The sequence below is a fragment of the Paraburkholderia sp. BGA-UO-ETr-F12 genome (assembly GCF_059567945.1).
Map to the genome: position 1 here is coordinate 443,347 of NZ_JCAQOZ010000056.1, position 24,240 is coordinate 467,586.

Sequence of the window (24,240 nt, forward strand, 5' to 3'; positions counted from 1 at the left end):
AGCTGACCGAGCGGGACATGATTGAGGTGAAGGGGCTGCGGGTGGTCGCGGGCGCGGCGCCGGGGCCGGTGACGGAAATCGTCAAGGGTGTCAGTTTTTCGGTGAAGAAGGGCGAGGTGCTGGCGCTGATCGGCGAGTCCGGTTCGGGCAAGACGACGATCGCGTTGTCGCTGCTCGGTTATGCGCGGGCGGGATGTTCGATCAGCGGCGGCTCGGTGCGCGTAGGCGACGTGGAGGTGCTGTCGCTCGATGCCAAAGGCCGGCGTGGGTTGCGGGCACGCACCGTGGCGTATGTCGCGCAGAGTGCGTCGGCAGGCTTCAATCCGTCGCGCACGATCATGGATCAGGTCACCGAACCGGCCCTGCTGCATCACGTGATGTCCGCCGAAGCAGCGCGCGCGAAAGCGATCGAACTGTTTCGCGCACTTGCTCTGCCGGCGCCGGAGACGATCGGCGAGCGTTATCCGCACCAGGTATCCGGCGGCCAGTTGCAGCGCCTGATGGCCGCGATGGCGTTAATCACCGATCCGGCTGTCGTCGTGTTCGACGAGCCGACCACCGCGCTCGACGTCACCACGCAGATCGAGGTGCTCGCGGCCTTCAAGAAGGTGATTCGCGAACTCGGCACCACCGCCGTGTACGTGTCGCACGATCTGGCGGTGGTCGCGCAGATGGCGGACCGCATCGTCGTGCTGAATGGCGGCGCGGTGAAGGAGAACGGCGCGGTCGCGCAAGTGCTCGATGCACCCGTGGATGCTTACACGCGTCAATTGCTCGCCGCTACACGGCGTCCTGAAGTGGAGTTGGCAACGCCGCAGAACGGCAAGCATATCCCGCCGCTGCTCGAAATCCGCGGGCTCGCGGCGGGCTACGGACGCGTCGACCGTTTTGGTGCGCCCGCTGTGCGCGTACTCGACGACGTGAGCCTGTCGATCCCGCGCGGCAGCGCGCTCGGCGTGATCGGCGAATCCGGTTCCGGCAAGACGACGCTCGCGCGGGTGGTAGCCGGGTTGGTCGACCGCGCACGCGGTGAAGTATTTTTCAACGGCACGCTGCTGCCCGCGCAACTATCGCGCCGCACGCCGGAGCAGTACCGGCAGATCCAGATCGTGTTCCAGAACGCCGATACCGCGCTGAATCCGAGCCATTCGATCGCCGACATTCTGGGCCGCCCGCTCGCGTTCTATCACCATCTGCGGGGTTCGGCCGCCAAAAAACGCATGCTGGAATTGCTCGACCTGGTGAAACTGCCCGCCTCGCTTGCCACGCGCACGCCTGCCGGACTTTCCGGTGGCCAGAAGCAGCGCGTGAATCTGGCGCGCGCGCTTGCCGCCGATCCCGCACTGATCCTCTGCGATGAAGTGACGTCCGCACTCGATACGGTGGTCGGCGCGGCGATTCTCGATCTGCTGGCCGAATTGCGCCGCGAACTCGGCGTGTCGTACATGTTCATCAGTCACGACATCTCGACGGTGCGCGCGGTTTGCGACGAAGTGATCGTGCTGTATGCGGGACATCGCGTGGAAGCCGGGCAGCGCGACGTGCTCGCGGCGCCGCCGTATCACCCGTACACGGGCTTGCTGGTCGATTCGGTGCCCGCGCTGAAACCGGGCTGGCTCGACGCGCGCCGCGCGGTCGGTTGTGCCGCGTTGCCGCCGATGGGCGAGAGCGCCAATGTCCCCGAGTTGTGCTCGTTCCGCGCGCGCTGCCCGGTACGCATCGACGGGAAGTGCAATGTCACGCCGCCTTCGCTGAAGAAACTGCCTTCGGGCGCGGAGATTCTTTGTCATCATCCGGCGGCGGAACTGAACCGCTTGCAGACCGTGGAGGCGACCCCGGCATGAGCGGACGATTCGTACGGCTCGCGGAGACGGGCCGCAAGACCTTTTCGATTACCGTGGACGGCGTCGTGCGCGAGGCCGCCGAGGGCGATACGTTGATGGTCGCCTTGCTGACCGGCGTGAGCACCTTGCGCGACTCCGAATTCGGCGACGGCCGCCGCGCCGGTTTCTGTTTGATGGGCGCGTGCCAGGACTGCTGGGTCTGGACGGCGCAAGGCGACCGCGTGCGGGCCTGCAGCACGCCCGCGGCGCCCGGCATGGCGATCGTGACGAAACTGGCCGAAGCCGGGGAGGGTGTATGGCCCCGCGTGTAGTGATCGTCGGCGCCGGGCCGGCAGGCGTGCGCGCCGCGCAGGCGCTGGTCGAGGCGGGACTGCGGCCAACGCTCATCGATGAAGGCCGGCGTGACGGCGGCCAGATTTATCGGCGTCAACCGGAAGGGTTTTCGCGCAGCTACGAGACGTTGTACGGCACTGAGGCCGAGCGCGCCGCTTCGTTGCATCAGAGCTTCGATGCGCTGAAGCAGAAGATCGATTATCTGCCGGAGACGCTGGTCTGGAATATATCGCCGGGCGCGGTGCATCTGGCGAGCGGCACGCATTATCGGACCCTGCCGTTCGATTCGCTGATTGTTTGCAGCGGCGCGACGGACCGGCTGATGCCGGTGAAGGGCTGGCACCAGGCTGGCACATACAGCCTCGGCGGCGCGCAGGTTGCGCTGAAATCGCAGGGCTGTGCGATCGGTTCGCGCATTGTGATGATGGGCAGCGGTCCGCTGTTGTATCTGGTGGCCGCGCAATACGTCAAGGCGGGCGCGCAGGTGGCGGCGGTGCTCGATACGTCGACCTTCATGCAGCGGGTGGCCGCGCTGCCGCGTTTGCTGGCGATTCCGGCCGCGCTCAGGAAGGGCATTGCGTTGACGCGTGTGCTGGCAAGCGCGCAGGTACCGGTTTATCGCGGCGTGCAGCCGGTGGAAATCAAAGGGTCGGCGCAAGACGGCGTGAGTGGCGTTGTGGTTGCATTGCCTGGCGGCAAGCCACTCGAATTCGCGTGCGATGCGGTCGCGCTCGGTTATCACCTGCGTCCGGAGACGCAGCTTGCGGACCTTGCGGGGTGCCGCTTTGTGTTCGACGACAACGCGCAGCAGTGGCTCCCGCAAATCGACGAAGACGGCCGCAGCAGCGTCAAAGGTATCTATCTGGCGGGCGACGGTGCAAGGGTGCGCGGCGCGGACGCCGCCGAGCGTTCCGGCCGCCTCGCGGCTTTGGCGGCGTTGCGCGATCACGGCATGCAGGTCGAAGGCGTCGAGCCGTTGCGCGCCGAACTCGCGCGTTTCACCCGCTTTGCCGCGGGCCTGCGGGAAGCCTTTCCATGGCCGGCGCAATTCGCCGCGTCTTTGCCGGACGAAACGATCGTTTGCCGCTGCGAAGCGATTACAGCCGGCGAACTGCGCCGCGTCGTACACGCGACCGGCGCGCAGGAAGCCAACCGTGCGAAGGCCTTTTCGCGCGTCGGCATGGGGCGTTGTCAAGGGCGTTATTGCGGCCACGCGGGCGCGGAAATCATTGCGGCGGCGGCTTCGGTGCCCTTGTCGTCGGTGGGACGGCTGCGCGGTCAGGCGCCCGTCAAACCACTGCCGGTGGCGCTTGCCGAAGAGGTGAACGAATGAGCGCGGCAACAGCTAACGAAGCCGATGTCATCGTGATCGGCGGCGGCATCATGGGAACGACCACGGCCTTCTTTCTGCGGCAGCGTAACCGCTCGGTAATCCTGCTCGAACGTGGACTCACGGGACAGCAGGCGAGCGGCGTGAACTTCGGGGGCATTCGCCGGCAGGGCCGCGCGTTGCCGCAACTCGAGATGGCGAACCGCGCGCTGCGTACCTGGCAACGTTCGAAGGACATGCTGGGCGAGGACATCGAGTTTCTGCCGGTGGGCCACACGCGCGTGTGCTATCACCAGAAGGACGTGGAGAATTTCGATCAATACGCGCTCGCTGCCCGCGCCTATGGTCTCGACCTCACCGTGCTGCGCGGCGACGCGTTGTTCAACCGCTTTCCGTTTCTAGGCCGCGAGGTGCTGGCGGCATCGATTTCACCACTCGACGGCCACGCCAATCCGCGTCTCGCCGCGCCTGCGTTTGGCCGTGCGGCCGCGCGGCTCGGCGCTCAGGTGATCGAGAACAGCGAGATCGTGCGGGTCGAAAAAGACGGCGAGCGGTTTCGCGTGGAAAGCGCGCGCGGCGACGTGTATTGGGCCGCGCAACTCGTGATCTGTGCGGGCGCGTGGGCGAGCCGTCTCACCGAACAGTTCGGCGAACCCGTTCCGCTCGTCGCGAGCGGACCGCAGATGGCGGTGACCGAGCCGGTGCCGTATGTGTTCAAGTCGTCGATGGGGGTGTTCACCTCGATCAAGGAGGAGAGCATCTATTTCCGCCAGATTCCGCGCGGCAACATCATTGTCGGCGGCGGTCCCGCTGGCCCAGCGGATGCCGTGACGTGCCGCGCCTCGGTCCTGCCGCGCAATACCGTGCGGCAAGTCGCGCAGTTGCGGCGGCTCGTGCCGGCGCTGGCCCCGCTGCATGTGATTCGCGTGTGGAGCGGTGTGGAAAGCTATCTGCCCGACGGCGAGCCGGTGATCGGTCCGAGCAGCAAGGTCGACGGTCTTTACTACGCGTTCGGTTTTTGCGGCTCGGGTTTCCAGATCGGCCCGGGTGTTGGCGAGACGCTGGCGGAGCTTGTCGATACGGGTAGCACGCCCATTCCGCTCGACGTGTTTTCCGTCAGCCGGTTCGCGAAAGAAGCCGCGCTCCGCCCGAGTATCGCGACGTCATGAAACAGTCCATCAGCCTCAATGCCGCCCGGGCGTTTATCGAAGCCCATTTCGACGAACCGGTGACGCTCGCGCAGCTCGCCGCGCTGTCCGCGCTCAGCGTGTCGCGCTTCGCGACGGTGTTTCGTCAGCAGTACGGTTCATCGCCCTATCGTTATCTGTGCGGGTTGCGGATTCAGCGGGCGCAAACCTTGTTGCTCGAGGGCATGCCGGGATCGGTGGTGGCGACCGAGGTGGGGTTTTTCGATCAAAGCCACTTCGGCCGGCATTTCAAACGATGCTGCGGAATGACGCCCAGCATGTTCATTGCGCGCGCCGGAGCGAACGCTGAAAAACAGGGTGGCGCGGGTCAGGCTACGGCGCCGCGTTCAGCTTCCGCCATAACGTCGTCTTGCTGATTCCGAGTGCCTCGCAAACCGCATCGCGATCGCCGTCGCACGCGGCGAGCGCGGCGCGGATTTCGTCCGCCTCCACATGACGGCTGCGCTCGCGTAACGTCAGCGCTGTTTTTTTCGCGCGCGCCTGGGGTTGCGCGAAGATTTCGGGCGCGACGGTGCGCAGGACTTCGCGCGTCAAGACGGCTTTTGTTGCGCCGTTCGAGTGCGAATCCGGGTCTCTGTCCGGGTTTGCGTCCGGGTTTGCGTCGCCATCGGCCAGTTCAACCGCAATCCGTTCGATCACGTTCTGCAACTCCCGCACGTTGCCCGGCCACATGTAATGCTTCAGCGGCTCGGCTAGCTGAGCAAGCACGCGCCGCGCCGCGTCGGCATCGGGCAGCCGCGCTGTCAGTCTCGGCTCGCGCGACGCGGCCTGCAGCAGCAATTCCGCCGCGAGCGGCAGCAGATCGTTGGGCCGCTCGCGCAGCGGCGGCAGGGCGATGCTCAGAATGTTGAGCCGGTAGTACAGGTCCGCGCGAAAGCTGCCTGCTTCAATGCTTTCGGTCAACGCGCGATGCGTTGCCGCGACGATCCGGATGTCCACCCGAGTCGGTTCCGTCGAGCCGAGCCGCACGACTTCGCGCTCCTGCAGCACGCGTAGCAAACGGCTCTGCAGCGACAACGGCATCTCGGCGATTTCGTCGAGAAACAGCGTGCCGCGGTGGGCCACTTCGATCAGCCCCGCCTTGCCGCCTTTGCGCGCGCCGGTGAACGCGCCTTCCTCATAACCGAACAGCTCGCTTTCGAGCAGCGCCTCGGGAAACGCGCCGCAATTGATGGCGACGAACGCGAAGTCGCGCCGCGCGCTCAATTGATGCATGCTCTGCGCGACCATTTCTTTGCCGGTGCCGCTTTCGCCAAGAATCAGCACGGTGGCGTCCGATCGGGCGTAGCGCCGCACGAGCGCACGGACCCGTTCCATGGAATCCGACACGCCGACAATATCCGCAAGCTGGTAACGCGCGCTGAACTGCTGCACGCGTTGCCGCGCACGCAAGGTGCGATCCAGTTTTTCGACCGCGCGGGACTCCTGAAACGTCAACACGGTGCCCGGCGCCGAGTTGCTGCTAGCCAGCGGCCCGCGATGCACGACGTAACTCGCGCCGCGCACCGTGCAGAATGCGTCGCCGTCCGAATCCGGCAAGCTGCCGGCGAGATCGGGCGCGAGGTCCAGTAGCGCACGGCCCACGGCTTGCGCTGCGTCGATGGCCAGCACGTCGGCGAGCCGCCGGTTCATCGCTTCGACGCGCCCTTGCGCGTCGAGCGCGACCACGCCGTCGCGCAGATGCTGCAGCAGATTGTCGAGCCGCTGACGGCGCACCGTTTCGCGGCGGGTGGCCTGCGCGACTTCGAGTGCGGTGTCGAACGCGGCACGTATCGACGCGCGCGAGTACAGAAACACCGCGCTCATGCCCGCGCTCGCCGCGAGATCGGCGATGAGCCCCGGGCCGACCACGGCGTCGATGCCGCGATCGCGCAGATCGAGAACGACACTCTCCGCGTCCTGCGCCGATTGATACGACGCCAATGTCACGTCGATGCCGTACGCGGCAATGAAGCGCCGCACTTCATCCGGCGTGTCGCCGTGCGTGACGAGCGCGACCTTCGCGCCGTCGCGCCGTGCTCGCGTGAGCGCGTGCATGACGTCGAAACCGGTCGGGCCGATCAGCACGACCGGGACGCTAACGCGCGTCTTCAGATACGCACCGTTGGAGCCACCGGCAATCACGACATCGGGACGACCGGCGCCGACCGCGTCGATCTCATGCACGGCGTCTTCGAAGCCGCGCGCGACGATCCGCAGATCGGCGCGTTCCACGTATTCCCCGGCGATGTCGAAGAACAGATCGCGTAGCCGGCTGATACTGACGGCCCAGATACGGGGGCGCTGTGTGGGGTCGAAGGGCGGTGTGCTCACGGCGAAAGGCTCATGTCGGAGGAGGGGCGCGGAGGATCGCTAGTGCGGCTATTATGCGCCTCTGTCTTTCGAATTTGAAATCAATGATTTCATTTGTGAAATTTCACGACGAGCTTGCGACGGAACGATTTTTTGTTAAATCAGGCACTTAGCGGCTGGCGACGCGCATGGCCCATTCTTTGCGTTATTGGCTTCCGTTTTCGCCGGTCACCGCATTGAACCCCGTTAAGACAAGCTCGGCGCGCAGATCGCCGCACGAACGCAACCCCGCAGTTGGAGACGAAATTATGAGTGAAGCCGATAACAGCACGCCGAACGCAGGCGCCTTCAAACCGAAGAAATCGGTCGCCCTGTCCGGCGTAACGGCCGGCAACACCGCGCTGTGCACGGTCGGCAAGACCGGCAACGACCTGCACTACCGTGGCTACGATATTCTCGACATCGCCGGTGCGTGCGAATTCGAAGAGATCGCCTATCTGCTGGTTCACGAAAAGCTGCCGACCCAGGCCGAACTGACCGCCTACAAAACGAAGCTCAAGGCGCTGCGCGGCCTGCCCGCGAACGTCAAGGCCGCGCTCGAATGGATTCCGGCCGCCGCGCACCCGATGGACGTGATGCGCACCGGCGTCTCGGTGCTCGGCACCGTGCTGCCCGAGAAGGACGACCACAACCTGCCGGGCGCGCGCGACATCGCCGACAAGCTGATGGCCTCGCTCGGTTCGATGCTGCTGTATTGGTACCACTACTCGCACAACGGCAAGCGCATCGAAGTGGAAACCGACGACGATTCGATCGGCGGCCACTTCCTGCACCTGCTGCACGGCGTGGAACCATCGAAGGAATGGGTCGACGCGATGCACGTGTCGCTGAACCTGTATGCCGAGCATGAATTCAATGCGTCGACCTTCACCGGCCGCGTGATCGCGGGCACGGGCTCGGACATCTACTCGGCGATCACCGGCGCGATCGGCGCGCTGCGCGGCCCGAAGCACGGCGGCGCGAACGAAGTCGCGTTCGAGATCCAGTCGCGTTATCAGACGCCGGATGAGGCTGAGGCCGACATCCGCAAGCGCGTGGAAAACAAGGAAGTGGTGATCGGTTTCGGCCACCCGGTGTACACGATTTCCGATCCGCGCAACAAGGTGATCAAGGAAGTCGCGAAGAAGCTGTCGAAGGAAGCAGGCAACCTGAAGCTGTTCAACATCGCCGAGCGGCTCGAGGCGGTGATGTGGGAAGCGAAGAAGATGTTCCCGAATCTGGACTGGTTCAGCGCGGTGTCGTATCACATGATGGGCGTGCCGACGGCGATGTTCACGCCGCTGTTCGTGATTGCCCGCACGGCGGGCTGGAGCGCGCACATCATCGAGCAACGGATCGACAACAAGATCATCCGGCCGAGCGCGAATTACACCGGTCCGGACGACCTGCCGTTCGTGCCGCTCGCCAAGCGCGTTTGAGGCTGCGAGCGTGTGAGCCACGTAATCGCAAAGCCGTAAGCGTTTCTCCTCCATTGCGTCTCATGAGCGCGGCGCGATGAAGTTGGGCCTTGGCTCGCTGGAACCCCGAGCCAAGGCCGTTTTTTTGCAGCGCGTCAACGAAACATGCGGTAAGCCGGTGCGCCACCGCAAGCTAAACTACACAGACTGTCCGATTGCTCGCCGCCGCTATTGTCCCCGGATCATTACTGTTTTCCCCTACGCCATGAATACTGCCAACCGCAAACGCCTTCCCGGCACCCAGCTGGATTTCTTCGATACGCGTGCCGCCGTCGACGCGATCCAGCCCGGCGCTTATGACAAGCTGCCGTACACCTCGCGCGTGCTGGCCGAAAACCTCGTGCGCCGCTGCGATCCGGAGATGCTCACGGCGTCGCTCAAGCAGATTATCGAACGCAAGCGCGAACTGGATTTTCCGTGGTTTCCGGCGCGCGTGGTGTGTCATGACATTCTCGGCCAGACCGCGCTCGTCGACCTCGCCGGTCTGCGCGACGCCATCGCGGCGCAAGGCGGCGATCCGGCGATGGTCAATCCGGTCGTGCCGACGCAACTGGTGGTGGATCACTCGCTCGCCGTTGAGTGCGGCGGTTTCGATCCCGATGCGTTCGCGAAGAACCGCGCAATTGAAGATCGCCGCAACGAAGACCGCTTCGATTTCATCAACTGGACCAAGCGCGCGTTCAAGAACGTCGACGTGATTCCGCCGGGCAACGGCATCCTGCATCAGATCAACCTCGAGCGCATGAGCCCGGTGGTGCAGGTGAAAGACGGCGTGGCCTTTCCTGATACGCTGGTCGGCACCGATTCGCATACGCCGATGGTGGATGCGCTCGGCGTGATCGCTATCGGCGTGGGCGGTCTCGAAGCAGAGAGCGTGATGCTCGGCCGTGCGTCGTATATGCGGCTGCCGGATATCGTCGGCGTGGAACTCACGGGCAAGCCGGCCGAGGGCATTACCGCGACCGACGTCGTGCTCTCGCTGACCGAATTCCTGCGCAAGGAGAAAGTGGTCGGCGCCTACCTCGAGTTCTACGGCGCGGGCACAGCCAACCTGACACTCGGCGATCGCGCGACCATCGCCAATATGGCGCCCGAATTCGGCGCGACGGCGGCGATGTTCTACATCGACGAGCAGACCATCAGGTATCTCAAGCTTACCGGCCGCGACGACGAACTCGTCAAGCTGGTCGAGACGTACGCGAAGGAAACCGGCCTGTGGGGCGATACGCTGAAGCACGCGGAGTATGAACGCGTGCTGAAGTTCGATTTGTCCACCGTGGTCCGTACGCTGGCGGGTCCGTCGAACCCGCATCGCCGTTTGCCGGTTTCGGATCTGGCCGCGCGCGGTATCAGCGGCAAGGTGGAAAACGAACCGGGCCTGATGCCGGACGGCGCGGTGATCATCGCCGCGATCACGAGCTGCACCAACACCAACAACCCGCGCAACATGATCGCCGCCGGTTTGCTGGCGCGTAACGCCAATCAGCGCGGGCTGACTCGCAAGCCGTGGGCAAAGACGTCGCTCGCGCCGGGGTCGAAGGCGGTGACGCTGTATCTGGAAGAGGCGGGTCTGTTGCCGGAACTGGAGCAACTGGGCTTCGGCGTGGTCGCGTATGCCTGCACGTCGTGCAACGGCATGTCGGGTGCACTGGACCCGGCGATCCAGAAGGAAATCGTCGATCGCGATCTGTATGCGACGGCGGTGCTGTCCGGCAACCGTAACTTCGACGGCCGCATTCATCCGTATGCGAAGCAGGCTTTCCTGGCTTCGCCGCCGCTGGTGGTGGCCTACGCGATCGCCGGTACGATCCGTTTCGACATCGAGAAGGACGTGCTGGGCGTCGATGCCCAGGGCAATGAAATCCGGCTGAAGGACATCTGGCCGTCGGATGCGGAGATCGACGCGATCGTTGCTTCGAGCGTAAAGCCGGAGCAGTTCCGCAAGGTGTACGAACCGATGTTCGCCGTTTCCGTGGATACCGGTGAGAAGGCCGATCCGCTGTATGACTGGCGTCCGATGAGCACGTACATTCGCCGTCCGCCGTATTGGGAAGGCGCGCTTGCCGGTGAACGCACGCTCAAGGGCATGCGTCCGCTGGCGGTGCTCGGCGACAACATCACGACCGACCACCTGTCGCCTTCGAATGCGATTCTGGCGGACAGCGCGTCCGGTGAGTACCTCGCCAAAATGGGCTTGCCGGAAGAGGATTTCAATTCATATGCCACCCACCGTGGCGATCACCTGACCGCGCAACGCGCCACCTTCGCGAACCCGACGCTCAAGAACGAGATGGTGTTGGAGGACGGCAAGGTGAAGGCCGGTTCGCTGGCGCGCATCGAGCCCGAGGGCAAGGTGACGCGCATGTGGGAAGCGATCGAAACCTACATGGAGCGCAAGCAGCCGCTGATCGTGATTGCCGGGGCCGACTACGGTCAGGGTTCGTCGCGTGACTGGGCCGCGAAGGGCGTGCGCCTCGCCGGTGCGGAAGCGATTGTCGCCGAAGGGTTCGAGCGGATTCACCGCACGAATCTGGTGGGCATGGGCGTGTTGCCGCTGGAGTTCAAGCCCGGCGTGAATCGTCTTACGCTCGGGATCGACGGCACCGAAACCTTCGACGTGATCGGCGAACGCAAACCGCGCACCGACCTCATGCTGGTGATTCATCGCAAGAACGGTGAACGTGTGGAAGTTCCGGTGACGTGCCGACTGGATACCGCGGAAGAGGTGTCGATCTACGAAGCCGGCGGCGTGCTGCAACGTTTCGCGCAGGACTTTCTTGAATCGACGAAGGCAGCGGCATAAGGCTTTCGAGCTTTTCTCATCAGGACATTACTTTTATGGCTCACCAACCTCAGATCAAGATTCCGGCGACGTACATGCGCGGCGGCACCAGCAAAGGGGTGTTCTTCCGGCTGCAGGATTTGCCGCAGGCCGCCCAGGTGCCGGGCGCCGCGCGCGACGCGCTGCTGATGCGTGTGATCGGCAGTCCCGACCCGTATGGCAAGCAGATCGACGGCATGGGCGGCGCGACGTCGAGCACGAGCAAGACGGTGATCATCGCGAAGAGCAGCAAGCCGGATCATGACGTGGATTATCTGTTCGGGCAGGTTTCCATCGACAAGGCTTTCGTCGACTGGAGCGGCAATTGCGGCAATCTTTCCGCGGCGGTGGGACCGTTTGCGATTAGCGCGGGTCTCGTCGACGCGAGCCGGATTCCGCATAACGGTGTGGCGATTGTGCGCATCTGGCAGGCGAATATCGGTAAGACGATCATTGCGCATGTGCCGATCACGGACGGCGCCGTGCAGGAAACCGGCGACTTCGAACTCGACGGCGTGACGTTTCCAGCGGCTGAAGTTCAGCTCGAATTCATGGACCCGGCCGCCGAAGAAGAGGGCGCCGGCGGCGCGATGTTCCCCACGGGGAATCTGGTCGACGATCTCGACGTGCCGGGTGTCGGCACGCTGAAGGCGACGATGATCAATGCCGGCATCCCGACCATCTTCGTGAACGCGGACGCGATCGGTTATAAGGGCACCGAACTACAGGATGCGATCAATAGCGACGACAAGGCGCTGGCGATGTTCGAAACCATTCGCGCGCATGGCGCGGTGCGCATGGGGCTGATCAAGAATATCGATGAGATCGCGACGCGCCAGCACACGCCGAAGATTGCCTTTGTCGCCAGGCCGGCCGACTACGTGGCTTCCAGCGGCAAGCGGGTTGCCGCGAGCGATGTCGATCTGCTGGTGCGCGCGATGTCGATGGGTAAGCTGCATCACGCGATGATGGGCACGGCCGCGGTTGCGATCGGCACGGCCGCGGCGATCTCCGGAACCCTGGTGAACCTCGCGGCGGGTGGCGGCGCGCGCGATGCGGTGCGTTTCGGGCATCCGTCGGGGACCTTGCGCGTGGGGGCCGAGGCTCGCGAGGAAGGCGGCGAGTGGACGGTCACCAAGGCGATCATGAGCCGCAGTGCACGGGTCTTGATGGAGGGCTGGGTGAGGGTGCCGGGGGCATGAGATAAGCGCTGCCAGCCCGGCACGAATGCAATTCAATACCTGTCGCGTCGATCGAAAGACTGCTATTGGGCGCGATTCGCCTCGATCACGGTCAACGCCGTCATATTGACGATTCTTCGGACCGTGGAGCTGGACGTCAGAATGTTCACCGGGGCGTTGACGCCCAGCAGAAACGGGCCGACTGCCACGTTGCTGCCCGCGCCGGTCTTGAGCAGGTTGTAGGCAATGTTGCCCGCATCCACGTTGGGGCAGACCAGCAGATTGGCGGCGCCTTTGAGCGGCGAGGTCGGCAGAATCCGCGAGCGCAGTACTTCGTCGAGCGCGCAGTCGCCGTGCATCTCGCCGTCGACTTCGAGCTCCGGAGCCTGCTCCCTTACGATCTCCAGCGCCCGGCGCATTTTCACGCCCGAGGCCGCGCCGCCCGCACCGAAGTTCGAGCGCGACAGCAACGCCGCCTTGGGCGTGAGGTTCAGCCATTCCATCTGTTTGGCCGCGCTAATCGTAAATTCGGCTATCTGCTCGGCGTTCGGATCGTCGTTGATGTGGGTGTCCACCAGCGCTACCGTACGCTGATCCAGCAGCAGAATATTCATGGCCGCGTACGTGTGCGCGCCGCGCTTCTTGCCGATCACCTGGTCGACAAAGCGCAGGTGATCGTGATACGCGCCGACCGTGCCGCAGATCATGCCGTCGGCGTCGCCGAGCCGCACCATCATCGCGCCGATCAAGGTCAGGCGGCGCCGCATCTCGACACGCGCCATCTCCTTGGTGATGCCGTCGCGGCACATCAATTCCCAGTACGTTGTCCAGTACTGGGGGAAACGTTCGTCGTATTCGGGGTTGGTCACCTCGACGTCCTGCCCGAGTCGCAGGCGCAAGCCGAATCGCTCGATGCGTGCCAGCAGCACTTCCGGACGCCCCACCAGAATCGGCCGCGCCAGCTTCTCGTCGACGATGACCTGGACGGCGCGCAGCACGCGCTCGTCTTCGCCCTCCGTGAAGACGATGCGCGCGTTGCCACCCTCGCGCACGAGGCGTCTCGCGGTCGAGAACAGCGGCTTCATGAAGGCGCCGGAGTGGTAGACGAATTGCTGCAACTGTTCGACATAGGCAGTGAGGTCCGGCAGCGGACGTGTCGCCACTCCGCCTTCCATCGCCGCTTTCGCGACCGCCGGTGCGATCCGCACGATCAGACGTGGATCGAACGGCTTGGGAATCAGATACTGCGGACCGAATGCGACGTCATAGGCGCCGTACGCGGCGGCGACAACTTCGTTCTGTTCTTCTTGCGCGAGACCGGCGATGGCATGCACTGCCGCAATTTCCATTTCGCGCGTGATGGTGGTCGCGCCGACGTCCAGCGCGCCGCGAAAGATGTAGGGAAAACACAGGACGTTGTTGACCTGGTTCGGATAGTCCGAGCGGCCGGTGGCGATGACGACATCGTCGCGCGTTGCATGGGCAAGCTCAGGAAAGATTTCCGGCGTTGGATTGGCCAGCGCGAGAATAAGCGGGCGTGGGCCCATCGTCTTCAGCATTTCCGCGCTCAGAATGCCGCCCACCGAGAGCCCGAGGAAAACATCCGCTCCCTCGATCACTTCTGCCAACGTGCGCGCGCTGGTTTCCTGTGCGAAACGCATCTTGTCCGGGTCCATCAGCGCGGTACGTCCCCGATAGACGACACCTTCAATATCGGTTGCCCAGATATTTTCGACCGGCAGGCCCAGGTCGACCAGCAGGTCCAGACACGCCAGTGCCGCCGCGCCGGCGCCGGAAGTCACCACCTTGACCTCCGAAATGGCCTTGCCCACCACCTTCAGACCGTTGATAAACGCGGCGGATACCGTGATGGCGGTGCCATGCTGATCGTCGTGGAAGACGGGAATCTTCATGCGTTCGTGCAGCTTGCGCTCGACGATGAAGCACTCCGGCGCCTTGATGTCTTCGAGATTGATGCCGCCGAAGGTGGGTTCCAGCCCGGCGATGATATCGACCAGCTTGTCCGGATCGCTCTCGTTGATCTCGATGTCGAACACGTCGATGCCGGCGAACTTCTTGAACAGCACGCCTTTGCCTTCCATCACGGGCTTCGAAGCCAGGGCGCCGATGTTCCCAAGGCCCAGCACCGCGCTGCCGTTGGTAATGACGCCGACGAGGTTGCCGCGGCTCGTGAAGCGATGTGCCTGTAGCGGGTCCGCCGCAATGGCTTCGCAGACGCTGGCCACGCCAGGCGTGTAGGCAAGCGCCAGATCGCGCTGGGTCACGAGCGGTTTGCTGGCCACTACGGAGATCTTTCCGGGGGTCGGAAACTCGTGGTAGTCGAACGCGGCTTGCTGGTCGGTCTCTGTCTGCTTCATGGTGTTCTCGCCTGGGTGAGGGCGCCGGGCGTGTCCCGGCGCGATCCGTTGAGGCGATTCTAGAGATCTGCCATAAGCAGATGATTTTGTTTTAATATCGACCCATCATTTTTTCGTGATGGGTGTCTTGACCCTCAATGACATTTGAGTCGAACGACATAGTCAGGCGGCTGAGCGCGCGTCTGAAGATGCGACACCTCGTGCTGTTGCTGCAAATCCAGCAGCACGGCTCGCTGACGCGCGTCGCGGAACATATGGCCAGCAGTCAGCCCGCCGTGACCAACGCCCTCGCCGAACTGGAAAGCATGTTCGGCACGCCGCTTTTCGAGCGCTCGTCGCGCGGCATGCTGCCCACCGCGCTCGGTTCGGTTGTGCTCGAACGGGCCCGGGCGATGATCAACGATCTCGACCATCTGGCCCGCGATATGAAGGCCGTTGCGTCGGGGCATGCGGCGCACCTGCACATCGGCGTAATTCCGTTTATTTCCGGCCAGATGCTGTCGGCCGCGCTAAAGCGGCTGCAATCCGGAATGGAGCGGCGCTTGACCGTCACCATCCACGAAGGCACCAGCGATCAGCTGTTGCCGCAGTTGCAGGACCATACGGTAGACATTGTGATCGGACGGGCGGCGGCATCCGTCGACCTGAAACAGGCGAGCTTTGAAGTCCTGTTCCGGCAGCAACCCCGTCTGATCGCGAACCGGCGTCTCGCGGCCAAACTCGCGCGCACGAAGCTCGACTGGAGCCGGCTGCTGACGCTGGACTGGATTCTCGGCGCGCCTCATACGCCGATGAGAGAGCAGGTCGCCGACCTGTTTCTCGCGGCGGGCACCGCACCTCCGGTGCCTGTGGTGGAGAGTTACTCGTCCAAACTCATTGGCGAAATGATTGCCTCGAGCGAAGAGGCGGTGTCGATCGTGCCTTCGGATATTGCCGAGGAACTGGTTCGTTTTGCGGGTGTAGCAATCGTGCCTTACTCGTTCGAATGGACGCTTCCGCCCATCGCGCTGTTCACCCGTTCAGAGGGCCCACACTCCGCGGCGCAGAATCTGTTCGTCGAATCGTTGCGCCAGATATGCAAGGAGACGTACGCTCAAACGCGAGCTTAGGACTCGTCAACCCGGCGTGATCGACTGCGACTGGCTCACGGGTTCGGCGGTAACACCAGCGGCCCGCAACCGGTATCGGTGACGAAAGTCGCAAGCAGTCTCGCCGGGTGGGTCGGATCGAGATTCTCGGCGAACAGATGGAGCGCGCGCGGCGGTTCGAACCACGTTTGTCCGCTCACGTAGTCGAGGGGCGCGCCGCCCTCCAACTGCGAGCGGATCGTCCCCTCCAGTACGACGGCCGTCACCGAACCCGGGTGACGGTGCGCCGGCGTAAAGCCGAGCGGCGGAAAGTCGACGATGGCCGTCGTTATCGACTTGCCCGGTGCGTCAGGCATTGCTTCGCACGACAGAACCTTGACCGTCGAAGCCGGGCGGCGCGTGGCGCGGGCATCCGGCGACGCGTCAGACAGCAACGGTGCCGCGTCGCCCGCGCAAAGATTCGCAACCCAGTCGATCGCTGATCGGGGCGCTGCCGGGCCCGCCATCAGCGCGGACGCCACGATCGCGGCAAGCATCGTGGGCCTACCCGACAGGTCCGGCAATATGCGCGGGGTCATTGGTGCGGCACCGATCGCCAGTCCGGCGACCACCCTAATTCACGCTTCGCCTTTGCGCTGCTGACTTCGGCGTTATCCTCCGCGATGTTGTATACGCCTGCGTTGCCGCGTCGAAGGGCAAGCAACGCCGCATACGCCGCGGCTTCAACGTGCAACGGGCTCGAACCGGCCGCAGCATCGGCTCCGGTGCCAGGGCCGTAAATTTGCCCATACCTCAGTACGGTGCCAGTCAGCGGCCTCGCTTGGAGCACGTGTTGCTCGAGTGCGGCGACACCCCGCACACTGGTACCGCGCGTACCGTGCGCGTCGATGTCGAGCGGGCAGCTTTCGTCGTAAGGCTTCGCGCCGGGCCGATACGCCCACGCAATGCTTTGCGCAATCATGCGGCTGCTGCCGGCCGAAACTGCGGCGGCGACCAGGTTTCGCGTCCCCTCGTCACGTATCCTCGCGTTGGCTGTCACAGCCTGAGCCATCCGGGCCGGGTCGAGTCCCGGCGGCAGGTCGGTCAATTGATGAATCACGGTGTGCGGCGCGATGTGAAGCAGCGCGTTGCGTAACGCGGCCGCGTCGAATACATCGACAACCACCGGCGTGACGCCCGCGTCCTCGAGTTTTTTCGCCCGCTCCACGCGCCGGGTACTGCCGAACACCGCATAGCCGGCGGCGACCAGGAGCGGCACAAGCGCGGTGCCGATTGCGCCGCTTGCGCCAGCTACAAAAACCTTGTGTGTCATTTACCTTCTCCCGTCTGCGATGGTGAATCTCTGCCACGGTATGGCGCCTTCGATGGAGATGACGATAGGGCTTTTAATGGTTACAAAAAAGATCCATTATTGCGAAATTGACTGAGCCAATCTGAACGAGTGACGATGCGCCGAGCGGAACAGATTGAACTTGCACTGGCGCCGCGGCCGGACGGCATGCCGCTGCAACGCTGGCTATATGACGAGCTGCGCGCGGCGATCCTGGCGGGCCGTCTGGCGCCGGGCGCGCGCTTGCCCTCATCGCGCGATCTTGCCGCCCGATCCGGTTTGTCGCGCGGAACGGTACTGGGCGTGTTTTCGCAACTCGCCGCCGAAGGCTATCTGACGGGCGCCGTAGGACGAGGCAGTTTCGTCGCGCCGGAACTGCCCGAGCTGTCCGGGCGGCATGCCGATAGCGGCGATCGCTTGTCGAACAGGAAGCGCGACGGACGGTCGGGCGCTCGCAACCACCATCGCGACACCGATGGCGGTGCTCAAGCGCGTGCCGTCGCGCTCTCGGTCCGTGGCCGTCTGCTCGCGCGAAGCGTCTTTGACGTGGGCGGGCGCCCCGGCGCCGCCCGGGCTTTTCGTGCCAGTCAACCTGATCTCGATGCGTTCCCGTTCGAACTGTGGGCACGGCTCGCGGCAAGACGCGTACGCCGCAGCCGGCGAAATCTGCTGGGCGACGGTGAGGCGCAAGGATACCGGCCGCTGCGCGAGGCGATTGCCGGCTACGTGGGGATATCGCGCGGTATCAGGTGTAGCGCCGCAAATGTCGTGATGCTGGGCAGTGTCCAGCAGGCCATCGATCTGGGCGCGCGTTTACTGCTCGATCCGGGCGACACCGCGTGGATTGAAGATCCGGGCTATCAGGGCGCGCGTTTCGTGCTCGAAGCAGCGGGTGCGCGGGTTGTCGGCGTGCCTGTCGATGCCAGCGGTATCAATGTGGACTGGGCGCGGCAGCACGCCCCCGACGCACGTCTGGCCTATGTCACGGCCGGGCGGCAGGCGCCGTTGGGGCCGTCGCTCGCGCTCGAACGGCGGTTGTCGCTGCTCGAGTGGGCGCGGGATCGAGGCGCCGTGATCATCGAGGACGACTACGACAGCGAATACCGCTTCGAGGGCAATCCTCTGGCCGCAATGAAGAGTCTCGACGACGATGGACACGTGATCTACTGCGGCACCTTCAGCAAATTGCTGTTTCCCGCGCTGCGGACCGCGTATGCGATCTTGCCCGACCGTCTGGTCGATCCGTTCGTGGCCGCCTTGTCGTTGACGGCTCGGCATGTGCCACTGGATCAGCAATCGGTGTTGCATGAATTCATCGCGGAAGGCCATTTTGGCCGGCATATCCGGCGCATGCGCATGCTGTACGGCGAGCGTGCCGAAGCACTGAAGATGGCCGCCGACCGGCATCTTTGCGGACTCCTGCATGTCCCGCGAATCGTCGCCGGGCTCGATGCGCCGGCGTTTTTTCAACCCGGCACCGACGACGCCGACATGGCGCGCCGGGCGGCGCGCGCGGGCCTCGAGACGCGCCCGCTGTCGCTGTATGCGATCGACCGTCCGGCGCCGCCGGGGCTGGTATTGGGCTTCGCGTCTGTCGACAGTAAAGCAATCGAGTCGGGGATGGTCGCTCTTGCGCGTGCGCTGGAGCGTTGACCGGCGATCCACCTGGCCGCAGACCGATTGGAGGCATCGCGGCCGGCCAGATAGATCAATGATATTGACCAATCGTGCGGGCTCAAGCACTGCCGTGCGTCTTGCATGCCTTGCCCGCTTCTGAAAATCGCTTACGATAGCCGCTGGTTTTTGCCTTCAAGGCGGATCTACGCCTGGGTGCCCAATCCGGCGCATCCGATCCGATTGTTTTATTACCCGCGAAGCGGGCTCTGTTCAAATTCGATCTGCCGGGAGTTCGATGAGCGACACCATGCAAGCGCCGTTTTCCATCCTGTTCGTCGATGACGACGAGATGTCGCGCAACCACTTCGCCCGCGCGATCCGTGAGGACTACCACGTGCGTATCGCTCGCAGCGCAGACGAGGCGATGGCAGTACTGAGTGAGTACGCCGCGGAGATCGCCGTACTGGTGACCGATTTCCGCATGCCGGGGCGACAGGGGGACGATCTGCTGCGTCAGGTAGCGCAGGAGCATCCGCAAATCGTGCGGATCCTTGTGACCGCCTATGCGGACAAGGACATGCTGTTGCAGACGGTCAATACCGGTGACGTATTCCGCATTCTCGAAAAACCGCTGCGGGTCGAAACGCTGCGCGAGGTCCTGCGGCAGGCCACCGCGCGCTACACCGAGCGGGAAACGCGCCAGCAGCGCCTGTCGGCAATGGATGAGACGCTCGCTTTTCTCGCCCATGAACTGAATACGCCATTGGCGGCGATCTCGCTTTTTGCGCGTGCCGTCGAAACCGACGTTGCCGAGCAATACGATCCGGAGCGTCAAAGGGCGATCGGCGAGGCGGCAACGTCGATGCAGAACAACGCGCAATACTGCCTGACGCTGATCTCCTCTTTCTGGGCGGCCGTACACCAGAACGGAGGCCAGCCGTTCGCGTCGGGCGCCGGAGCGCGCAAGGTCAAGGCGACGCAGTTGATCGCAAGCTTGCTCGATACCTATCCGTTTACGGCCTCGCAGAGAGACTGCATACAGGTCGACGTACAAGGGGATTTCGTCGTGCACGCAATGCCCAATTGCGTCGCACTCGTACTCTCTTCGCTGCTCTCCAACGCGTTGCGCGCACTCGACGGTGCAGGCGCGCCTTCGTTGCGCTTCGAGGTCGTGGATGCGCCCGAACCGGAGATCCGCATTCGCGACAACGGTCCGGGGATTGCGCCGGAGATCAAGGCGCGTCTGTTACAGGACCCCGTCACGACCTACGCGGGGTCCGGCGGGCACGGCATGGGCATGATTTTTTGCAACCGCATCATGCAATCGTCAGGCGGACGCCTCGGGATCGAATCCGCCTTGGGTGCGGGCACGACGATAACGATGAGTTTTCCTCGTTCCAGAAGTTGAACGCGCATCGCAGATGCCGGGGAGCCACCCGACGGCTACACTCGGCCGCTATCCACCGCTCAGCACGTCCCGATGATCGCGACGTGCGTTCGCCGAAACGAAATACGTCTGCAGCGCGTCAGCCGTGCGTTCACCCAACATGCAAATCCATTCAAGCCAGTCAGGTTCTGAAGGCCATTCGCCTCCTACCACCCGCGGATAAATCTGCCTCGTGAACTGATACAGCGCCTTTGCCCCGATATTGCCGCTGATGCCAAGAAGGCGGTGCAATGCATCGTGTGTCGATTCGAGGTCACGAGCTGCCACGCTGGCGGGGAGTCGCGCCACGAGCAAGCGAATCTGTTCAATGCCATTGAGGAACGACTGATCCAGCAAATCAAGCGTTACCAGTTCTTCGAGATGTTTCTCGTCAAGCAGACTGTCTTCCGCGATCGTCGCAGGTTTTCTGATCGGGCCAGCCGATGTTTGCGATAGATCCGCCTTCGCTGAAGCGTTCAACGCACGTTGCTGGGCGAACTGTCTGGCAAGCGACGCATACAGGGAACTGACCTGCACCGGCTTGATCATGACCTCGTTCATTCCTGCAGCGAGGCAGGCCTGTACGGCGTCCATATCGGATTGACTGGTCAAGGCGATGATGGGGACGTTGGCATATGAGTCGGCACGATTACGAATCAACGCCGTGACTTCCAGACCGCCCATGCCAGGCATATTCAGATCCATCACGATGGCATCGATGGCGTCGTTCTCCGCCAGGCCGGCGAGTACCGCCTGCCCATGTTCGGCCTCGACGACGCTTGCGCCGCATCGCTCCAGATAGCCTTTGGCAACCAGCCTGCTGTAGGTGTCGTCGTCCGCCACCAGGATGGTCTTGCCGTCGAAGCCGTCGAATCGCTCTTTCAGATGATGCCGGCTGCCGTTCTCGAAGAGCGTCTGCAGCGTATTGATCAATTCCACCACGCTGCAGGATTTGCTGATGAGTTCGTCCATGCCGGCTCGCCGCGCGAGGACGCGTGCCACATTGCTGGGCTCTACGGTGTAGGCCACGATCAGAACATTCCAGTTAGGATCTCGATGGCCCGCGCGGATCTTTTCGCTGGTCGTGTAGCCGTCCAGCCCCGGCATGTTGATGTCCATCAGCACGAGATCCCACGGCGTTGCCTGCCGAAGCATGGCCAGCGCCGTCTCGCCGTTTGCGGCCTCGCTCACGTCCGCGCCCACCTTCGATAGCGCGCGACGGATTCTCGCCCGTTGAGCGGCATCGTCGTCGACGATGAGAATGCGTTTGCCGCCGAAAAATGGCGCGGCGCGTTCAAAGATCCTGTGCTCGTGCTCCACAACCTCGCTCTCCTGAACGGCCGGAAACTGCAGCGTGAATTGCGTAAATTTGCCGACTTCCGAGCGGCAACTGATCGTGCCGCCAAAAGCGCGCATCGCGCGCTGGCAGTAGGCCAGTCCCAATCCTGTGCCAGCCGAATTTCCCGCTGTGCGGAAGGGCTCGAACAGATGCGGCAGGATGTCGGGCGAAATCCCCGGGCCGGTGTCGTGAACGATCACGCACTGCCGGTCGATCGTGAGTGTGAGCGTTGCCGAAGGATGCGTGGCAATGTGATGAAGCGCGTTCTTGATCAGATTGAACAGGGTGAAAAGATAGACGGTTTCGTCGACCTTGAAAGTGAAATCTTCCAGTACCGCGAGCCTGACCTTGCTGCGCTCCTTTTCATCGCTGAAGCCATATTCGTCCAGCGCTTTACGTGTGGTATTCGCCGCGCTCAGATAGGCGCGGTAATCCGAGCGAATGGGTTTTGCGCTGACTTCGTCCAGTGTCATTGCGATAATGCGCAGGCCTCGCTCAATCGACAACTGGCCGTGAGCCACATGACGATAAAGCACGGCCGCCTGGTCGTGCGGCAGCGCCGGCGACCGGTCGGATTCCGTCGTGGCGGGCAGCGCCTCTTCCACGCGATCCAGAACGTGTTTCAACTGGCTGAGGGGATTACGCATTTCATGGGCGATCGAGCCCGCGAGGGCCTGCAAAGCCCGGTTTCGTTCGACAAAGATGCGCCCTTTGCTGATTGCATAGCTGAACGCCATGCTGCACAAAACGACGACGGGCAGCACGGCGAGATCCGACTGGTTGGCCGCGCTCAGCACGATCGGAGCCGGCGAGGTGGCTACCGCGGCCAGCGCACCGGAAAAAATACCGACGCTGATGCAGGCCATCAGCAAAAGCGGATTGTCAATACACAGCGCCATGATGAAAAGCATCATGACCTCGGTCATCATCCACATGGTGGAGAACGAATTTCTGATCGCGAGGAATGTACAAACAAACGGCAATACGTAGATCAGGCAGCAATGCCAGTAGATCAGCAGCGCGTTGTTAAAGCGCTTGGGCCAACGCGCCTGAAAGATCAACGGAATGCAGACGGCCGCCGCACTCAGCCGAAGCCAGAGGTTGTCATACGGCTGCGGCAGCACATAGGTCCAGACGACGTAGTAAATGGGGTGGCACAGGAGGCCGAGTATGCCTCCCCATCGAATTGCAAGCCGGCTTCGTTCCAGCAAATCCCGCATACTCTCGCGCGGCATCACCATCTGGCCTCCAATCACGTTCACGACCCTATCAACTCATGTTTGCCACGAAGTTGGCTATTCGGGGCGATCGTCGAACCGTCTTTACCGTGAAAAGGTCCGACCGAAAACCCGTACTTCTTCAGAAGACCGTGAGTATATGAAACAGACCACACAGGAGGACTGCCGATGATGAAATCGGAAGCGATGCCTTCCTGCCAGGCCGCGTAGCCTTCGGCAAAACAGGTATAGCAATCGCGGGTGGACGGCAGTCTGAACGGGAACAGGGTGTTGAGTCCGGCCGGGCCACGGGCGAAGCACTCAATATATAACGTGTGGGCGCGTGATGCGAGTTCAGCCTCGGTGCTTGCCGCCCGGGGGTGTGAGTCGTCAATCCAGAACTGCGCCCGCTTGAGGTCGGAGGCCGTAAGGTAGGGCACGCTGGTGCTGCTGACGAGAATTGCACCATCGAACTGTGGCAACGGAGTGTCCTGACTGAATGTGTGCACCGAAACCCGCACCCGTCCCGACAGATCCGCGGCCATCAGCTCCTTGGCCTGTTCCGTCAGCAGGTTGACCTTGTCCGGCAAATCGATCAGAACAAGCTCCTTCGGTGCATCTTTATAGAGTAGGTATTTAGCCGCGGTAATGCCGAGCCGTCCGGCAGCGCCGAATAGCGCGAGCTTCGTCTTGCCGAATTCGAGCGCAAGTTCATTGCAGCAGTGGACCGCCCAGTCTTTCAGCATCGCTGCGGTGGCGGCATGTCCGGTGGTGATATGAGGCGGCTTTGTATGGCGGGGGAGCGCGCCATAGTTGCAGGCATAGGGCGTGGAGGCGCCCATCGCCACCATGTTCAAGCCCGCTTGTCTTGCCAGTTCCAGCGCAGGAAAAAATTGCGTCTCCCGAAATCGCTTGATACCGCGTGGGCTCCCAAGCCACAACTCGAGAGGAACCGGACATGCAATATTGGCCCCTATGAGCTGTGAGCCCGAATAGATAGGCGATGCAATAAAAGGCTTCGCATTCCAAAGTTCCTCTTCGAACGACGCCTGGCGGGGTTTCACATTATGGAAAGAAAATGAAAGCGTATCCCAGTCCGTCGCGTGAAACAGAAATCCGACGCCGCCTTGACCGGCGGGCAGATTGTCCCGTATCTCTTCGGGCTGAATGATGTGTTTGAGCGTCAAGGGCGCACTGTTGGCGGCCGGCTTCAGGTCGGCCGGTTCATTGAAACGGGGCGAGATTTCCTTATGAAGAGACGTACGCATTTGTTTTTCCTTAGGTTGAGCTAACGCTGAACGGCCAGCGCGGCGTCGTAA

Annotated in this window: 17 protein-coding genes; 11 read left to right on the forward strand and 6 right to left on the reverse strand. The window is 63.1% G+C overall.

Annotation, left to right across the window (positions count from 1 at the left end):
* The first annotated feature begins 2 nt into the window (after window positions 1–2).
* Genes AC57B6_RS26020 through AC57B6_RS26040 form a run of 5 tightly spaced genes read left to right on the forward strand, consistent with a single transcriptional unit; the run spans window position 3 to window position 5,071 of the window.
* Entirely contained in the window at window positions 3–1,844 is a 1,842-nt protein-coding gene (locus AC57B6_RS26020) for an ABC transporter ATP-binding protein (RefSeq protein ID WP_496422449.1), read from the forward strand.
* Window positions 1,841–2,155: a (2Fe-2S)-binding protein gene (locus tag AC57B6_RS26025; protein ID WP_030098998.1), complete on the forward strand. Its 315-nt coding sequence runs from the start codon at window positions 1,841–1,843 to the stop codon at window positions 2,153–2,155. Before AC57B6_RS26020 ends, AC57B6_RS26025 begins: the two co-directional genes overlap by 4 nt.
* A complete protein-coding gene (locus tag AC57B6_RS26030) occupies window positions 2,140–3,510 on the forward strand; it encodes an FAD/NAD(P)-dependent oxidoreductase (protein ID WP_496422380.1) in 1,371 nt (456 codons plus the stop codon). The genes AC57B6_RS26025 and AC57B6_RS26030 overlap by 16 nt, the downstream gene beginning before the upstream one ends.
* Window positions 3,507–4,676, forward strand: coding sequence for an NAD(P)/FAD-dependent oxidoreductase (locus AC57B6_RS26035; RefSeq protein WP_144194050.1), 1,170 nt, complete (start codon window positions 3,507–3,509; stop codon window positions 4,674–4,676). The genes AC57B6_RS26030 and AC57B6_RS26035 overlap by 4 nt, the downstream gene beginning before the upstream one ends.
* Entirely contained in the window at window positions 4,673–5,071 is a 399-nt protein-coding gene (locus AC57B6_RS26040) for a helix-turn-helix domain-containing protein (RefSeq protein ID WP_046571453.1), read from the forward strand. The genes AC57B6_RS26035 and AC57B6_RS26040 overlap by 4 nt, the downstream gene beginning before the upstream one ends.
* Here AC57B6_RS26040 and prpR read toward each other — a convergent pair.
* On the reverse strand, window positions 5,028–7,028 hold the full coding sequence (gene prpR / locus AC57B6_RS26045) for a propionate catabolism operon regulatory protein PrpR (protein ID WP_278499879.1): 2,001 nt from the start codon (window positions 7,026–7,028) through the stop codon (window positions 5,028–5,030). The two genes, AC57B6_RS26040 and prpR, sit on opposite strands and share 44 nt — an antisense overlap.
* Before the next feature lie 287 nt (window positions 7,029–7,315).
* Here prpR and prpC point away from each other — a divergent pair, with 287 nt between their 5' ends.
* The 3 genes from prpC to prpF all read left to right on the forward strand — a co-directional run bounded on the left by prpC (window position 7,316) and on the right by prpF (window position 12,547).
* Entirely contained in the window at window positions 7,316–8,485 is a 1,170-nt protein-coding gene (gene prpC / locus AC57B6_RS26050; protein WP_028193986.1) for a bifunctional 2-methylcitrate synthase/citrate synthase, read from the forward strand.
* A 244-nt stretch (window positions 8,486–8,729) separates the two neighbouring features.
* Window positions 8,730–11,327, forward strand: a complete 2,598-nt coding sequence (gene acnD, locus AC57B6_RS26055) for a Fe/S-dependent 2-methylisocitrate dehydratase AcnD (RefSeq protein ID WP_496422381.1) — start codon at window positions 8,730–8,732, stop codon at window positions 11,325–11,327.
* 35 nt (window positions 11,328–11,362) lie between these two features.
* A complete protein-coding gene (gene prpF / locus AC57B6_RS26060) occupies window positions 11,363–12,547 on the forward strand; it encodes a 2-methylaconitate cis-trans isomerase PrpF (protein WP_496422382.1) in 1,185 nt (394 codons plus the stop codon).
* A gap of 62 nt (window positions 12,548–12,609) precedes the next feature.
* Here the strand turns inward: prpF and AC57B6_RS26065 are convergent, their stop codons facing one another.
* Window positions 12,610–14,904 (reverse strand): NADP-dependent malic enzyme, encoded by a 2,295-nt coding sequence (locus AC57B6_RS26065; protein WP_496422383.1) that lies wholly within the window; start codon window positions 14,902–14,904, stop codon window positions 12,610–12,612.
* Window positions 14,905–15,041: 137 nt separating this feature from the next.
* Here AC57B6_RS26065 and AC57B6_RS26070 point away from each other — a divergent pair, with 137 nt between their 5' ends.
* Window positions 15,042–16,013 (forward strand): LysR family transcriptional regulator, encoded by a 972-nt coding sequence (locus AC57B6_RS26070; RefSeq protein WP_030098991.1) that lies wholly within the window; start codon window positions 15,042–15,044, stop codon window positions 16,011–16,013.
* A gap of 35 nt (window positions 16,014–16,048) precedes the next feature.
* Here the strand turns inward: AC57B6_RS26070 and AC57B6_RS26075 are convergent, their stop codons facing one another.
* Entirely contained in the window at window positions 16,049–16,570 is a 522-nt protein-coding gene (locus AC57B6_RS26075) for a cupin domain-containing protein (protein ID WP_496422384.1), read from the reverse strand.
* Window positions 16,567–17,304 carry an NAD-dependent epimerase/dehydratase family protein gene (locus AC57B6_RS26080; RefSeq protein ID WP_030098989.1) on the reverse strand — a complete coding sequence of 246 codons (738 nt, stop codon included), beginning with the start codon at window positions 17,302–17,304 and terminating at the stop codon, window positions 16,567–16,569. Before AC57B6_RS26080 ends, AC57B6_RS26075 begins: the two co-directional genes overlap by 4 nt.
* A 135-nt stretch (window positions 17,305–17,439) precedes the next feature.
* On the opposite strand from AC57B6_RS26080, the gene pdxR reads away from it, so the two are divergent.
* Together pdxR and AC57B6_RS26090 are read left to right on the forward strand one after the other, a co-directional pair.
* Window positions 17,440–18,975, forward strand: a complete 1,536-nt coding sequence (gene pdxR, locus AC57B6_RS26085; RefSeq protein ID WP_496422385.1) for a MocR-like pyridoxine biosynthesis transcription factor PdxR — start codon at window positions 17,440–17,442, stop codon at window positions 18,973–18,975.
* 259 nt (window positions 18,976–19,234) lie between these two features.
* Window positions 19,235–20,347 (forward strand): hybrid sensor histidine kinase/response regulator, encoded by a 1,113-nt coding sequence (locus AC57B6_RS26090; protein WP_496422386.1) that lies wholly within the window; start codon window positions 19,235–19,237, stop codon window positions 20,345–20,347.
* Between the two features lie 48 nt (window positions 20,348–20,395).
* Here the strand turns inward: AC57B6_RS26090 and AC57B6_RS26095 are convergent, their stop codons facing one another.
* Together AC57B6_RS26095 and AC57B6_RS26100 are read right to left on the reverse strand one after the other, a co-directional pair.
* The gene (locus AC57B6_RS26095) at window positions 20,396–22,945 is read right to left on the reverse strand and encodes an ATP-binding response regulator (protein ID WP_496422450.1); all 2,550 of its coding nucleotides are present in this window, start codon (window positions 22,943–22,945) and stop codon (window positions 20,396–20,398) included.
* A 17-nt stretch (window positions 22,946–22,962) separates the two neighbouring features.
* The gene (locus AC57B6_RS26100) at window positions 22,963–24,189 is read right to left on the reverse strand and encodes a hypothetical protein (RefSeq protein WP_030098985.1); all 1,227 of its coding nucleotides are present in this window, start codon (window positions 24,187–24,189) and stop codon (window positions 22,963–22,965) included.
* Between the last annotated feature and the right edge of the window lie 51 nt (window positions 24,190–24,240).